12 protein-coding genes are annotated in these 14,515 nt (G+C 54.8%); 9 read left to right on the top strand and 3 right to left on the bottom strand.

Features of this window, described 5'->3' with window-relative positions; all coding sequences use genetic code 11:
- The first annotated feature begins 128 nt into the window (after positions 1-128).
- From H9I52_RS14695 to H9I52_RS14680, 4 genes are all read left to right on the top strand, one after another.
- Positions 129-1,199, top strand: coding sequence for a bile acid:sodium symporter family protein (locus H9I52_RS14695; RefSeq protein ID WP_139515840.1), 1,071 nt, complete (start codon positions 129-131; stop codon positions 1,197-1,199).
- Between the two features lie 244 nt (positions 1,200-1,443).
- A complete protein-coding gene (locus H9I52_RS14690) occupies positions 1,444-3,096 on the top strand; it encodes a S8 family serine peptidase (protein ID WP_187454452.1) in 1,653 nt (550 codons plus the stop codon).
- A 105-nt stretch (positions 3,097-3,201) separates the two neighbouring features.
- Entirely contained in the window at positions 3,202-3,876 is a 675-nt protein-coding gene (locus tag H9I52_RS14685) for a DedA family protein (RefSeq protein WP_139515842.1), read from the top strand.
- Positions 3,877-3,972: 96 nt separating this feature from the next.
- A complete protein-coding gene (locus H9I52_RS14680) occupies positions 3,973-4,713 on the top strand; it encodes a shikimate dehydrogenase family protein (RefSeq protein ID WP_187454451.1) in 741 nt (246 codons plus the stop codon).
- Positions 4,714-4,796: 83 nt separating this feature from the next.
- On the opposite strand, the gene H9I52_RS14675 is transcribed toward H9I52_RS14680, so the two are convergent.
- Positions 4,797-5,183 (bottom strand): hypothetical protein, encoded by a 387-nt coding sequence (locus tag H9I52_RS14675; protein ID WP_187454450.1) that lies wholly within the window; start codon positions 5,181-5,183, stop codon positions 4,797-4,799.
- A 216-nt stretch (positions 5,184-5,399) separates the two neighbouring features.
- Positions 5,400-6,011 carry an NAD(P)H:quinone oxidoreductase gene (wrbA, locus tag H9I52_RS14670; protein WP_187454449.1) on the bottom strand — a complete coding sequence of 204 codons (612 nt, stop codon included), beginning with the start codon at positions 6,009-6,011 and terminating at the stop codon, positions 5,400-5,402.
- A gap of 390 nt (positions 6,012-6,401) precedes the next feature.
- On the opposite strand from wrbA, the gene H9I52_RS14665 reads away from it, so the two are divergent.
- The 4 genes from H9I52_RS14665 to uvrB all read left to right on the top strand — a co-directional run bounded on the left by H9I52_RS14665 (position 6,402) and on the right by uvrB (position 11,259).
- Complete coding sequence (locus tag H9I52_RS14665) at positions 6,402-7,103, top strand: RNA polymerase sigma factor (RefSeq protein ID WP_139515846.1); 702 nt, start codon at positions 6,402-6,404, stop codon at positions 7,101-7,103.
- A complete protein-coding gene (locus H9I52_RS14660; protein WP_187454448.1) occupies positions 7,084-8,700 on the top strand; it encodes a hypothetical protein in 1,617 nt (538 codons plus the stop codon). The genes H9I52_RS14665 and H9I52_RS14660 overlap by 20 nt, the downstream gene beginning before the upstream one ends.
- Positions 8,701-8,750: 50 nt before the next feature.
- A complete protein-coding gene (locus tag H9I52_RS14655) occupies positions 8,751-9,101 on the top strand; it encodes a DUF6970 domain-containing protein (RefSeq protein WP_262386080.1) in 351 nt (116 codons plus the stop codon).
- Positions 9,102-9,225: 124 nt separating this feature from the next.
- Entirely contained in the window at positions 9,226-11,259 is a 2,034-nt protein-coding gene (gene uvrB / locus H9I52_RS14650; protein WP_187454447.1) for an excinuclease ABC subunit UvrB, read from the top strand.
- Between the two features lie 644 nt (positions 11,260-11,903).
- On the opposite strand, the gene H9I52_RS14645 is transcribed toward uvrB, so the two are convergent.
- Positions 11,904-12,410 carry a DUF421 domain-containing protein gene (locus H9I52_RS14645; protein ID WP_187454446.1) on the bottom strand — a complete coding sequence of 169 codons (507 nt, stop codon included), beginning with the start codon at positions 12,408-12,410 and terminating at the stop codon, positions 11,904-11,906.
- Between the two features lie 1,094 nt (positions 12,411-13,504).
- Between H9I52_RS14645 and H9I52_RS14640 the strand changes: the two genes are divergently transcribed.
- Positions 13,505-14,212, top strand: coding sequence for a GAF domain-containing protein (locus H9I52_RS14640; RefSeq protein ID WP_187454445.1), 708 nt, complete (start codon positions 13,505-13,507; stop codon positions 14,210-14,212).
- Positions 14,213-14,515 lie beyond the last annotated feature (303 nt).

Raw genomic sequence — 14,515 nt, 5'->3', positions numbered from 1 at the left:
CGCTTTTGCTTTGGCTGACACACCGCATCGCTACTGACTCGAATAGAGGACAGCCGGCAGCCATATTCAACCCAATCGCTGTCTGCGGGGTATGGTAAATATCCTGCGCCTCTGAATTGTTACTGCTCATGCCTGAAGTAAAATCTCAAGTTGATCCATCGGACGCAAGTCCTTTCACCCGCGTCCGGCAGCTGGCCCAACGCGCCGGGCTCGACGGCTTCTTGTTGGCGCTGCTTGGCGCTATTTTGTTGGCGTATCTGTGGCCGCACTTCGGCAGCGACGACGGGCCCTTGCCGCTCAACCAAATCGCCAATTACGGCGTCTCAATCATCTTTTTTTTCTACGGTCTGCGTCTGAGTCCCGAGAAGCTAAAAGCGGGTCTGTCGAACTGGCGGCTGCATTTGGTCGTCCAGACGACGACGTTTCTGGTGTTTCCGCTGCTGCTGATTGCGGCCCGGCCCTTCTTCGATACCGGCAACCAGAAGCTGCTGTGGCTGGGCGGCTTTTATCTGGCAGCGCTGCCTTCCACTGTGTCTTCTTCGGTCGTGATGGTGTCGATTGCGGGCGGAAACCTGCCGGCAGCCATCTTCAACGCCAGCATTTCCAGCCTGTTAGGCGTTTTTGTTACGCCCATCTGGATGGCCCTATATCTGCCTAACGGAGGCCACAACTCCAGCCTGTGGGGTACGATTGGCAACTTGGCCCTGCAAGTGTTGCTACCCGTAGTGGTAGGCGTACTGCTGCATCGGTGGCTATCGGCGTGGGCCAAGCGCTACGACAAGCAGACGCGCTACCTTGATCAGTCCATCATCCTGCTGATCGTTTACACTTCGTTTTGCGAATCCTTTTACCGTGGCATTTTCCAAGGGTACCAACTGACCAGTATTCTGCTGCTGGGCGTGCTGCTGCTCGCTTTGTTTTTCGGGGTGTACGCCTGGATCTTGTTGGTAAGTAAGGTGTTAGGTTTTGAAAAAGGCGACACCATTACGGCGCTTTTCTGCGGTTCCAAGAAGTCGTTGGTGCAAGGCACTGTGATGTCGAAGGTATTGTTTCCCGACGCCCGCCTTGCCGGCATTGTGCTCCTGCCGCTGATGATGTATCACGCGCTCCAAATCCTGATTGCCAGCATCATTGCGCAAGCCATAGGCCGCCGTGCTGCGCCGGAAGTGCCTGTTCCCGAGCCTGTTGCAGGCACGTAGCTGGGCGGCTGGCGCTTGCAAGCAGTAAAATCGTGCGGCACGTAGAAGCAAAGCGCTAACTGTTTGCCTATCAATTGCTTATATAAAATGACTTCCCGGCTTGAGCGGGCTCTGCTTATGTAAGCAAGGCCCGCTTTTTTATGCTCGCCTACTGGGAAAACAGATGGTTTTTAACAGCCGAGTATTTGCATTTTATACTGCTCAAAACAGCTTCAATTAGCTATCTTGCTGTACTATTCCGCTTATGCCTACTGCCTTTATGAAGCAACTCTACGCATTGTTAGCTCTCTGTTTATTATCGGCCACCTCGCTGGCCCAGACGGTGCCCGAAGCCCCCCGCTTATTGGTTCGGTTGAAAGAAGACACCAAGCCTGCGTACAGGCAAACTGTTGATTATAAAGGCATTGTAACTCTAGGAATACAGGCTGTTGATGCCCTGAATGTTGCCTATAAGTGTCAGTCTATCAGTAGGTTAGCGCAAGGCAATGGTCCTGGGGTCTATAGCCTCACGCTGCCTGCTGGCACCAGCGTCGAGCAGGCAGTGCAGGCGTACCGGGCCTCAGGGCAGTTTGAGTACGTCGAGCCGGATCAGCAGGGCAGCGGCGGCGGGGTGCAGGCCGTTACGCCTTCCGATCAGCTCTACAATCGGCAGTGGGGGCTGAAAAACAACGGCTCTTTCTCGCTTAGCACAGCCAAAGCCGGGGCCGACATCAAGATGGAAGACGCCTGGGCCATTCAGCAAGGCGATTCGACGGTTGTGGTGGCCATCATCGACACCGGCTGCAAGCTCGATCATCCGGAGTTTGCGGGGCGCATCTGGAAAAACCGCAAAGAAATTCCGAACAACGGCCTCGACGACGACCGCAACGGCTACGTCGACGATGTGCAGGGGTGGAATTTCGTTTCGGCTTCCAACAACCCCACCGACGACTACGGCCACGGCACCAACGTCACCGGCATCCTCGGCGCTACGGGCAACAACGCCATCGGCTACGCCGGCGTCGACTGGAATTGCAAGTTGATGATTTGCAAAGGGTTAGATGATAAGAACAACGGCTATTATTCGTGGTGGATAAGTGCCATCTACTACGCCGTGGACAACGGCGCCCGCGTCATCAATATGTCGTTGGGGGGCGTTTCCAACTCGCAGGCCATGCAGGACGCCGTGAATTATGCCTACGCCCACAACGTAACCGTGGTCGCGTGCATGATGAACACCAACACCAGTTCGCCCTACTATCCGGCGGCACTCGATCATGTGCTGGCCGTCGGCTCGACCAATCCGGATGACACCCGCACGGCGCCTTTTTTCTGGGATAGCAGCAGCGGCAGCAACTACGGCAAGCACATTTCGGTGGTGGCTCCCGGCAATTATGTCTACGGGTTGAATCACCTGAATAACACCAGCTACAACACCTATTGGGGCGGTACTTCGCAGGCTACGCCGCACGTTGCGGGACTGGTTTCCTTGCTATTGGCACAAAACAAAACCCGTACGCCGGCCCAGCTCAAGGCTCTTATTGAGCAAACGGCCGACGACCGCGTGGGTGCAGCTGCGCAAGATGTAACCGGCTGGGATCAGTATTACGGCTACGGGCGCATCAACGCGGCCCGAGCCTTGGGCTACGCCGTAGTGACGGCCGCTACCGCCCGGCGCGATGCCGGCGAGCTGAAGCTTTACCCTAACCCCGCCCACCAAATGCTCACCATTCAGGTTGGCGAAGCACAACAGTTTCGGCGCGAGTATAACCTCACCAACGCCACGGGCCAAACCGTTTTGCGGGGCCAGCTTGCGGGGCCGGAAACAACCATCCCGCTGCTGCTGGCGCCCGGCCTATACCAACTCCTGCTCCCAACGGAGGCCGGAGTGCTGGTCCGCAAACTTATTGTGTATTAACCAGCGCCGTTACCGGCCTACTCGTCAGCTACTTCGTGTGCGCAGGCCGCCTTTCTTCTCGGCTTTAGTGCTTTCTTTGTAGCCCAATCTCTACTCAACCTGCTTATGGCGCTTATTCAACAATTTTTTGATTTGGTGTTGCACCTCGACAAAACGCTCATCAACGTGGTGCAGGAGTATGGAGGCTGGACGTATCTGATTCTGTTTCTGATTGTTTTCACCGAAACGGGCGTGGTGATTTTCCCGTTTCTACCCGGCGATTCGCTGTTGTTTGTGGCCGGCACGCTCGCAGCGCAGCCAGTTGCACCCGGCTCTGAGCAGACGCTGCTGCACCTAACCTACCTGATTCCGCTGCTGTTCTTCGCCGCTTTCCTCGGCGACAACCTCAACTATTTCATCGGCGACTATTTGGGGCCACGGGTGTTTCGTGAAGATTTTAAACTATTGAAACGCAAATACTTAGAGCAGACCCAGGCTTTCTACGCCAAGCACGGCGGCAAAACCATCATCATGGCGCGCTTCATCCCGATTGTGCGGACTTTTGCGCCTTTCGTGGCCGGCGTAGGCACCATGAAATACGCGTATTTTATCAGCTACAGCGTCGGGGGGGCTTTGTTGTGGGTGATTTCGTTGGTAATGGCGGGCTACCTGTTTGGCAATATTCCGGTGGTGAAAAACAACTTCACCATCGTGATCTATGCCATCATCCTGATTTCGGTGATGCCGCCGATCTTCCAGTTTCTGAAACAAAAATTCAGCGGGCGGCCCTCGCAGGCGTAACCACTCGCCAGTATGTTTTGATAAAAACCGCCCCGAAATTATTGTTCGGGGCGGTTTTTTTGTTTTTTCGGGATCGTTATCTATTCGCTCGTTTGTATGCGCCAATTCGGTCTTATCGGCAAATCGCTTAGTCACTCATTTTCGCAGACCTATTTCACCCAGAAATTTCATAATCTCGATATCACAGATTGCCGCTACGATCTCTTCGAGATTCCATCTATCAGCGAGTTGCCCGATTTAGTGCGCGCCAACCCCGATCTGGTCGGGCTCAATGTCACGATTCCGTACAAAGAGCAAGTCTGGCCTTACCTCGACGAAGTATCGCCGACGGCCGCGCGCATTGGGGCAGTCAACACCATTGAGTTTGCCGAGGATGGGCGTCTGATTGGCCACAACACAGATTATCTGGGCTTTCGGGAGTCGCTGCGCAGCTTTTATCCCCATACGGGCGAGCAGGCCGGAGCATTGGTGTTGGGCACCGGTGGCTCTTCCAAAGCCGTAGAGGCCGCGCTACGCGAGTTGGACATTCGGTATTTGCTTGTTTCGCGCAGTCCGCTCAATTTGGCCCTCACCTACGAGGAACTTTCGCTGGAAATTATAAAAGCCCATAGCTTAATCATAAATACCACACCCTTAGGGACTTACCCGAATGTGGCCGAGTGCCCGCCCATTCCCTACGAGTTTCTTACGCCCCAGCACTACCTCTTCGACCTGATTTATAACCCGCGCGAAACCCTGTTTCTGGAAAAAGGTCGCGAAGCCGGTGCTCAAATCAAGAATGGCTTCGAGATGTTGGGTTTTCAGGCAGAGGCAGCCTGGGAAATCTGGAATAGATAAAGCATCCCGCCGCGCCTGTGCCTCAGGTGCTGTATGCAACTATTTGCTATACAAGTAGTTGTGATTTGATTTTCTTGGCGCTACTACTTGCGATTGTAGGTGCCCGGCACAAGGCGGTTGCGGGCCGGGCAATCGTCGTTTTGGGTGGAAAGCGTAAGCGTGTAAGAGTCGGCGGCAAAAATGTAGAAGCCTTTTTGGGAGGCATCGCAGGCTTTGGCTTGGCCAGTTGCCGATAAGTCGCTTAGCATAAGCATGTTGCCTCGAACGCTGTACGTGCCCGAAATCGAAGCTTTGCCATCGGCCATCGACATGGTGTAGCTTCGGTCGGCGCGAAACTCCCATACGGCGTTGGGGTCCTTGCTCCATTTGCCTACCAAAGCCGCGTTGGTACCTTGCTTTTCGGGTGGCGCGAAGTTGGTCAGCAGGCCGAAGCCGGTTAGCAAGAGAAGACGGAATAAAGTGTTCTTCATGGCGCGCGCAAACCGCAGTTGAGATAATGCTGTATTCGGTTTAATAAATATAATCAATTTCCGAAGCCATTGTGCGCGCTTAGTGGCAGTAATTATGCACAAGGCGGAAGCGGTTCTGCTGATTCAGCGATGGCATAAAAAAGCCATCGCTGGCCACCCCACTAAGGTAACCAGCGATGACTTATGATATTTTGTAAATAATTGATTGTTAATTACTTATGAAGCAAGCTTCTTGGCTATCTGGGCGGTGTGGCGACCTTGGTAGCGGGCACCTTCTAGCTCGTTGGCACTAGGCTGGCGCTCACCTTGGCCGCCGGCCACGGTGCTGGCACCGTAGGGCGTGCCACCGGTCACTTCTTCGTGCCCCATCTGGCCCTGCCAGGCGTAGGGCAAGCCCACAATCACGAAGCCATGGTGCAGCAATTCGGTGTGGAAGCTGCGGATGGTGGTTTCCTGGCCGCCGTGCTGTGTGGCCGTACTCACGAACACGCCGCCCACTTTGCCCACCAAGGCACCCTTGGCCCACAGGCCGCCGGTGCTGTCTAAGTAGGCCTGCATCTGGCCGCACAGGTTACCATAGCGGGTCGGCGTGCCGAAGATAATGGCATCGTACTCCGTCAATTCATTCGGCGTAGCCACCGGGATATGCGAAAATGCCTGCTGCGCCTGCGTAGCGCCGATCTGGTCGAGGACGGATTGGGGCAGCGTTTCGGGCACCCGCTTGATGACTACTTCGTTGCCTTCTACTTCGCGGGCACCCTCGGCCATGGCTTCGGCCATTTTGTATATGTGACCATAAGTAGAGTAAAACAAGACAAGCGTTTTCATGGGCCTTGGGCTTTAGAAATGGAGTAATAGCTGAAAATCAGCCGGAAATATCTATTCCTGTCTTACCGCAAACAGTTGAGCTAGGTTGCGGAGAGAGCCCGCACAAAGCGCTGAAGGAGTGACTGGGAACAAGTACCTTGGTTCGTATTTTGTTGCCTGTCGGCTACGGGTTTGTGAAAAAATTACGCAAAAGCGCATCGCCCATGCAACCGCTACCGCCCCTGCTAACCTCTAGTGGGTAGAAGGCCCGCCAGCGACGGTGCCTTTGTATATACTTAGTTACTTCTATCGGTCACTTATGCGGCAATCGTACCTCCAGGGCAACTGCTTTCGCCCCCGGATCTGCACCTTCGCACTGCTTACCACCGACCGCGCAGGTCGGCAAAAACGATGAGTGCGTTGTCACCGGCTTTTGGCGGAGCCAGTGGGCTGCGCAGATTGCTGGGCGGCGAAAAATCTGCTTCGCCTACGGCGTCTACCTCTGCTATATATCCTAGCCCTGCTGCCGTGCGCCAGCTTACTCCGCCTTCTCAGCTCAGCGAAGCCGAGCTGATTGACGGTTGCCTTGCCGGCAGCCGCTTGATGCAAAAGCACCTCTACGACCGGTTTTCTGCCCGCATGATGGCCGTGTGTTTGCGCTACGCTCAGACGACTTTCGAGGCCGAAGACGTGTTGCAAGAGGGCTTCATCACGGTGTTCAACAACCTGCGCAACTTCCGCCGCGAGTGCCCGCTGGAGTTCTGGATTCGTCGCATCATGGTGAACGCCGCTCTCCGCCAACACCGTCGCAACGCGCCGCTGGTGGCCGTCAGCGATGGCGGCGATTACCCCGAAGACCTTGCTGGCGAGGAGTTTACGCTGGCCAACTACGGCTTCGAAGAGCTCCTCGGCCTGATTCAGGAGTTGGCGCCGCGCTACCGCATGGTATTCAACCTGTTTGCCATCGAAGGCTACGGACACAAAGAAATAGGGGAGATGCTCGGCATCTCAGAAGGAACCAGCAAATCGCAGTATTCCCGCGCCCGCGTCATTTTAAAGTCAAAAGTAGAGCGTCTCGACGCTCACCGCACCAATGGGACTTTCCGCAAATAACAATACACCCGACCCCCAGTCGACCGGCGACCTGGAGCATCTGTTTCGGCAGAAGTTCGCGGATGCCGAAGTGGCGCCGCGCTTCCAACTCTGGGAGCAGCTCGACCACGAACTGCTGGTTCGCCAGAACGAAACGTATCGTCGCCGTCTGTTGCTGCACCGCTGGCTGGCGGCCGCCTGCGTGTTGTTTATGCTAAGCGTTGGCGGCTGGCTTGGCTTGCGTTCCGGTAAGTCGCTGGCACCGCAGGGCGAGTTGGCAAGCCAACGGACACCGCTTGAGGCCACAACGGCTGCTGGTACCCTTGAGGCCAAAACGGATGCCGCGACTGCCCATGTGGCTGACCGCACTCCGGCCGGTGATTCTTACGCCGTTTCTGCTCCGGAACCAGGCGTCCAAACGGATTTGGATGCTGCTAATGCCTTGGCTATGCAAGCTGGCAGCCCAGCCGGAACTACTTTCTTGAGCCCTGCGATGGGAGAGGAAACTAATATTTTGCAAGCATTTGATAGTCAATCATTTATATCAGGTCGTAAAGCGCGTGCTGTTGGCGGAAATTCTGCCTCTACGTCGGCGTTTGCTTCCGATGCGGCATCGGTGAACGGAAACGGGGCTTCGCTGCTGGCGCGCAAAGTGAACGCGCTGCTGTCGGATTTTGCGACTGCTTCGGTTGCTTTCCTGCGCCCCGACACGCTCAAACCCGCTTTGCAGACTACGCCGCCGGCTGTGGCCAAATCGGCAACGGATTGGGCTAGTGTTGAAGAAGAGGAAAAACCCCGCAGCAAAACCGGCCGGTGGCGCGTTGGAGGTTCGTATGGTGCTGCGTCTTACAACCCCAACATCAACTTCTCGGGCGGCGCGGTGGCCAGCTCCAACCTTTCGTATTCGGCCGCTCCAACCGTTGCTGCCGACTACCGAAACGCCTCCAACCTGTACGAAGCGGGCGCTCAGGAGTACCGCCGAAACCTGCGGCCTGGCCCGGCCCAGCGGGCGGCGCTATCGGTGAGCTATGCGCTCAACAAGCGCTGGGTGCTCCTGACGGGCATGGAAGCCGCCCGGCAGGAGGCTTCGTCCAAAACATCGTACGCCTTTGCCAACAACACCACGGCCGCTTTTGCCGGAAAGAGTGCTACCGTTAGCAACCAAGCAGCGGTGCCGTATATGGCTTATAATCAAGTATCTATGCCTTACGGGCAGCAGCGCACCACGCGCTATCGCTACCAGACGGCTAGCGTACCGGTGGCTGTTCGCTACGGTTCACCCAAAACCGGCATCTCGTTGTACGCCAAAGTGGGTGCCGTGGTCGGGGTGTTGCTGAGCAGCCGCACGGAGGTAGAAGGCGCTCCCAGCCTCACCCGCGAAGACACGTTCAAGTCCTCCGATTCCCCCTATCGGAAAGTGCTGGCGGCGGTGCGCGGCGGCGCCGGCATGCAGTACCGCCCGGCCGATGCTACCTGGACGTTGGCCGTCGGCCCGAGCGCCGAAAGCGGCCTGAATTCACTCAATGCCAATCCTATGCATGCTTCGCGGCCCTATTCCGTAGGTATGGAAGCCAGTGTAGAGTTTGGCAACACCAAAGCGGCGCCGATAGCCCGGTAAACGCGTTACGGTAAAACGTTGTTAGATAAGTAGTTACTAGCTGCAAACACATGAAGCGCTTTCTAACTTTCCTGCTCCTGACCAGCACCCTGATGGCTTTTCAGTGCGACGACGATAACGCCAAACCGTGCTCCAGCGACGCGGTAGAGCGTAAAATCGAAGAATTGAAGGCCAAGCCCAAGCAAAATCCTGCGGCCGAAGTCTACGAGTACACCTACAAAGGGCAGAAAGTATACCTGATTTCCAGCGACTGCTGCGACCAGTACAACTTGCTTTATGACCAGTGCATGACCACTATTTGCGCGCCCAGCGGCGGCTTTTCGGGCGCGGGCGATGGCCGTTGCACTGATTTTTACGACAAAGCCACCGAAAAACGCCTCGTCTGGCGCGACAATCGCTGACGAATTCAGTTTTGCTAACGAAAAACCTTGCGGCCGCGGTCGGAAGGTTTTTCTTTTTTGAGGAAACCCAAACTCCCTTGGTAGGGTTATCCTAGGCTGCCATTTCTGCCTTATATTTCCCTGGATGGAATATCAACTGACTTCTGAATTTAAGCCAACCGGCGACCAACCCAAAGCCATTGCCCAACTTGTGCAAGGCGTGGAAAGCGGCGAACCGGCGCAAGTATTGCTGGGTGCTACGGGTACTGGTAAAACCTTCACGATGGCCAACGTCATCGCCCAAACCGGCAAACCTGCTCTCGTGCTATGCCACAACAAAACCCTGGCTGCTCAGCTGTACGGCGAGTTTAAGGCGTTCTTCCCCAATAACGCCGTCGAGTATTACATCAGCTACTACGATTACTACCAGCCGGAAGCCTACATCGCCAGCACCGACGTGTTTATCGAGAAGGATTTGGCCATCAACGAGGAGATTGAGAAGCTGCGCCTGCACTGCACTTCTACCTTGCTCAGCGGTCGGCGCGACGTAATTGTAGTGGCCTCAGTATCATGTATTTATGGTATTGGCAACCCCGAGGAGTTCAGCAAGAACGTGATCTTCTTGGCGCCGGGCCTGCGGTATTCGCGCAACAACCTGCTCTACCAATTCGTCCAGATTCTGTATTCGCGGACGGAAGTTGAGTTTACGCGCGGCACGTTCCGGGTGAAAGGCGACACCGTGGACGTATTTCCGGCCTACGCCGACTTTGCCTACCGCATCTTCTTCTACGGCGACGAAATCGAGGCCATTCACCGCATCGAGCCGCAGAGTGGCAAGAAGCTGAGCGAAGAGAAGAGTATTTCGCTGTACCCCGCCAACCTGTTTGTGACGGGAAAAGACACACTGAATCAGGCGATTAAGGAGATTCAGTTTGACATGATGGCGCAGCACGCCTACTTCGAGAAAGAAGGCCGCGACTCGGAAGCCAAGCGCATCATGGAGCGCACCGAGTTTGACCTCGAAATGATTCGGGAACTGGGGTACTGCTCCGGCATCGAGAACTACTCACGCTACTTCGACGGTCGCGAGCCGGGCGGACGTCCTTTCTGTCTGCTCGATTACTTTCCCAACGATTACCTGATGGTCATCGACGAGAGCCACGTAACCGTACCGCAGGTGCGCGCCATGTGGGGCGGCGACCGCAGCCGCAAAACCGCGCTCGTCGAATACGGCTTCCGCTTGCCCTCGGCAATGGACAACCGGCCCTTAACTTTCAACGAGTTCGAGAGCATGTTCCGGCAAGCCGTGTTTGTTTCGGCAACGCCCTCTGACTATGAGTTGACCCGTGCCGCAGGTGTGGTGGTAGAGCAGATTATCCGTCCGACAGGCCTATTGGACCCCGAAATTGACATTCGGCCGAGCAGCAACCAAATCGACGACTTGCTCGACGAGGTGGACAACCGCGTGAAAATGGGCGACCGCGTACTCGTTACTACCCTGACCAAACGCATGGCCGAAGAGCTCCAGAAATACATGGAGCGCTTGGGCATCAAGTCGTCGTATGTGCACTCCGACGTAAAATCGCTGGACCGCGTGGAGATCCTGCGGCAGCTTCGCCTAGGGGTAATCGACGTGTTGATTGGGGTAAACTTGCTGCGGGAAGGTCTTGATTTGCCGGAAGTTAGCTTAGTGGCTATTCTCGATGCCGATAAAGAAGGCTTCCTGCGCGACCAACGCAGCCTGATCCAGACGATGGGCCGCGCGGCGCGTAACGATCACGGCAAAGTTATCATGTACGCCGACCGCATGACTGGCTCTATGCAGCGGGCCATCGACGAAACCAACCGGCGGCGTGCTGTGCAAATGGCTTATAATGAGGAGAATGGCATCACGCCACAAACCGTTCGAAAATCGCACGACGAGATTCGGAGCCAGACTTCGCTGTCGGATATGCGCCGCATTGAACCCGTGGCCTATACCGGCCCCGATTCGGATACGCTGACGCTGGCCGCCGAGCCCGTAATCGCAATGATGACGCGCGTCGACCTCGAAAAGCTCATCAAGCAAACCGAAAAGCAAATGGAGGCCGCCGCCAAAGACCTCGACTTCCTGCAAGCTGCCAAATACCGCGACGAGTTGGCCCAGCTCCGGCAGATGCTGAAGACGAAGCGCGAGTAGAAATCGGCACGGAAGTAGAAAAGCGGCCGGCTCGGCCGGGCTGGAGAATCTCTCCGGCCCGTGTCGAGCCGGCCGCTTTTCCTTCCACCGCAACTTGCTCTTCTTATGTCTGCTCTGGTACTCTTGTTGTCTCTTTGCCGAGCCTTTGCGAGTCTTGTTTTAAATAGGAATTGCTACGGGGTCAGCACTGGCTCAGGCGCAGCACCGACCCCCTTCCAAGCTTGGTCTCAGCGCCACATCTACGTCTACTACTTTGGCTCCCGCGTTAGGGAAATTGTACCGTTGTCGTCGCACCATTGCGGCGCTGGAAGACGTGCAGTCGAGCACTGGGCCTTCTTTCATTTGCGCCGGCTTGGCAGGGCAACTCGAGCTAGAGTTTAAGAGAGTTCACTAAAAATGAGCGCTTAACGCAAACTGAGCAACTCGAAGGCGGCGCTACCCGGATGCTGGTGCTGAACGATTTGGCTAGCGATGATTGGTAAATTATTGAAATACAGGCTCTTGGCAAGCATCTGTCGATGAAGCAATTCATAGAATCCAGCAATGCCTTCAACGATCCTACACGGCCTGTTACGACGAACATTATATCTTCTTATACGCTCATTCGCACGCGCTATCTGCTGCGGAAGGCGCAGTAAGACGAGTTATTCCTTCTTCTTCACTACGGTTATCTTGCCGTTGCGCTCCAGTTGCACGATGTCCGTTTCACTGATCGAGTCGACGTTGGCGGCTTCGCGAAGTCCTTCGTGGAGGTCTCGGTCAGTGATGTTAGCCCGGCGCAGGTTGTCAGTCAGTAGCTTACCGTCCTGGGCCAGTTTCTTCGGCGCGCCCTTGATGACTTTACCAACTGCATTGCTGTAGAACGACGCGATGGCCAGCAGCCGGTGTAGCACCACCAATACCATGCTGGCCAACAACGTAGACCCAAACGGCGAGGCCGCTACAATAGCCCGGCTCAGCACTGCCCCCAAAATAATCTTGAGTACCATGTCGAATGCCGTGCCGCTGCCAAAGGTGCGCATGCCCGCAAAGCGTAGTAGTGCCAAGCCCACGGCAAACACAACCACGGCCCGTACACACATCTGAGCCGTTGTGATGGTGTGCGCATCAGCTTGTAAACCAAGAAGTTGATCTAACCAAGCAGGAGCCATATCGGAGGTGCGGTAATTTGTTTTTCAGATTTCTGCTGTAGATGCTGACGTTATCGTGGGCAGGAAATGAGTGGGCGCCATAACCATCCAGAGCAGAAGTTAACAATTTGGTAATACTGCTTCATACCCCGGATATCGCTTGGAAGTTGCTATAGCCGAGGTTCGCAGGGGCTATGGGCTGGCTTTGCTCAAAGGCACAGATGCTTGGTTGCTTCCGTAAAAATTGCGTCCGATCATCCCTGAACAAACCGCTCGCGGCTCCAAGAATTGGCCGTTTGGAGCATAGGTTTTGCTGATTTAAGCATAAGCTATACAATATTGTACTTTCAAAAGAGAACATGACTTTCTGACGAATATTTGATTAGCAATAGATTATATTGGAATTGTGCTGATTGATCGGTACTTTAAACTTCCTTAAGGCTAACCGGAACGTCATGCAACAGCTTCTTACCCTTCCTCTCGGCCAAACTTCACATAAAGGGCCCCATCTAACGACGCTACTGCTCGTATCCATTTTTTTTCTCGTTTTTTCGCCCTTTATTCTGGCTTTTGTGCTGGTGCTGAGCGGCATACGGCTGGTGCAAAGCTGTTGCGCCCTTTGGTTTCATCCGGCGCACAAGGGGCAGCTGGAAGCTTCGTAACTTGTTTTTGTAACGAATTGGTATTCAAAACTTTGCATTAATGAAGCCTTGTTGGCTTTGCTGTTGTCCGCTATAGGCACCGGGCGGGCAAGATTGTGTTTGCTGGCTCTCTGATAATAGCGTAGCCGATGAGGCCAAAACGCCCGAGCCAGACCATCAGCGCAGGCTCTTATGATAAACCTACTTGCGCCCGTAGCAAGCTGGACCAGAAAGGCGATTAAAATTCCTATAGCTCAGCCATATGCGGACAGGCGTCTACCGAAATAGCCTGCTGGCTATATTGCTATGCTTGCTGTTGTTGAGAAAGCTTACTAACACTGTATAAAAATGAAGCTTGAAAAAATATAACTTTATACTGAATACAAGCCAGAACAGATACATAATCAAGGCATTCACGATATAACCAATAGTATTTTCGTTATTTTGCTATGCTATATCCGTTATCAATTTTATATGTCGACTATTCCTTCCTTCTTGATTCCATCAAGCGAGGCCGAACGGCTTCATTCCATCCGCGATCATGATTTAATCCATTCGCTGCGCGAACCGGTTTTCAACGAGTTTGTCGCTCTGACGGCGCGCATCTTTAGCCTCCCGGTTTCTCTGATTGCCCTCGTTGAGGAAACCGACGTCTATTACCCTGCCAACTACGGCATGCCAGGCCACAACGGCCAGCCTCGTGAAGAAGCACTTTGTGCCAGCGCTATTCTGCACGAAACTCCGGTGGTATACACGGACTTGACTTTTGAACAAGATCCTCTGATTACGGTGCAAGCCGCTCAGGCCGCCCGAAACAACAAATTTCAGTTTTACGCAGCAGCACCCTTGCGCATGCCCAACCAGCACCGCATCGGTACCCTCTGCATCATCGATCGCCATCCGCGGGTTTTCAGCGACGGCGAACGGCACTTACTCGAAAACTTAGCTGCGTTGGTCAGCCAAACGCTGGTCGTGCGCCATGCCTGCCTCCGTCAGCCGCGATCAGGAGCCGCACGTTGGAATGACCTGCACACGCAGTTGCAGGAGGAGGTACAGGCTCTGACGGCTCTGGTACGCTACATGTTTACGCGCCACGGCACCCAAATTCCGGTGCCCGCCGATATCCTCACCCAAGTCGGCCGTCGCCTCCACGACTTGCAGGAAATCCTGGATCAGTCTTAAGACAATTGCCGTTGCCTGCTGGCTTATGTTAAAAAGCAAAGGACTACTATCCGGCCTCAAGACCGCCGAACCAAGTGCACAAGCGAAATAGTATAGCCTGTGCCTTGTGTGGAGGCGCGTTTATCTTGCAGAACGAGATCGGTCTGGGTTAAGGTGACGATGGTCCGTATGAAAGGGATCGTCAGCGAGGGATCTGTCGGCCGAAGCGTTAGCGCGTCGCCTTCGCGGGTGTAATTGTAAGTAATGACAAAGGGAGTGACCGTCAGTGTAGTAGTCGTGAACTTGTAGAGTTCGGAATTGGGC

Source organism: Hymenobacter sp. BT491, assembly GCF_014349165.1.
GTDB lineage: Bacteria > Bacteroidota > Bacteroidia > Cytophagales > Hymenobacteraceae > Hymenobacter > Hymenobacter jejuensis.
This window is presented reverse-complemented; position numbering and strand designations above follow the sequence as displayed.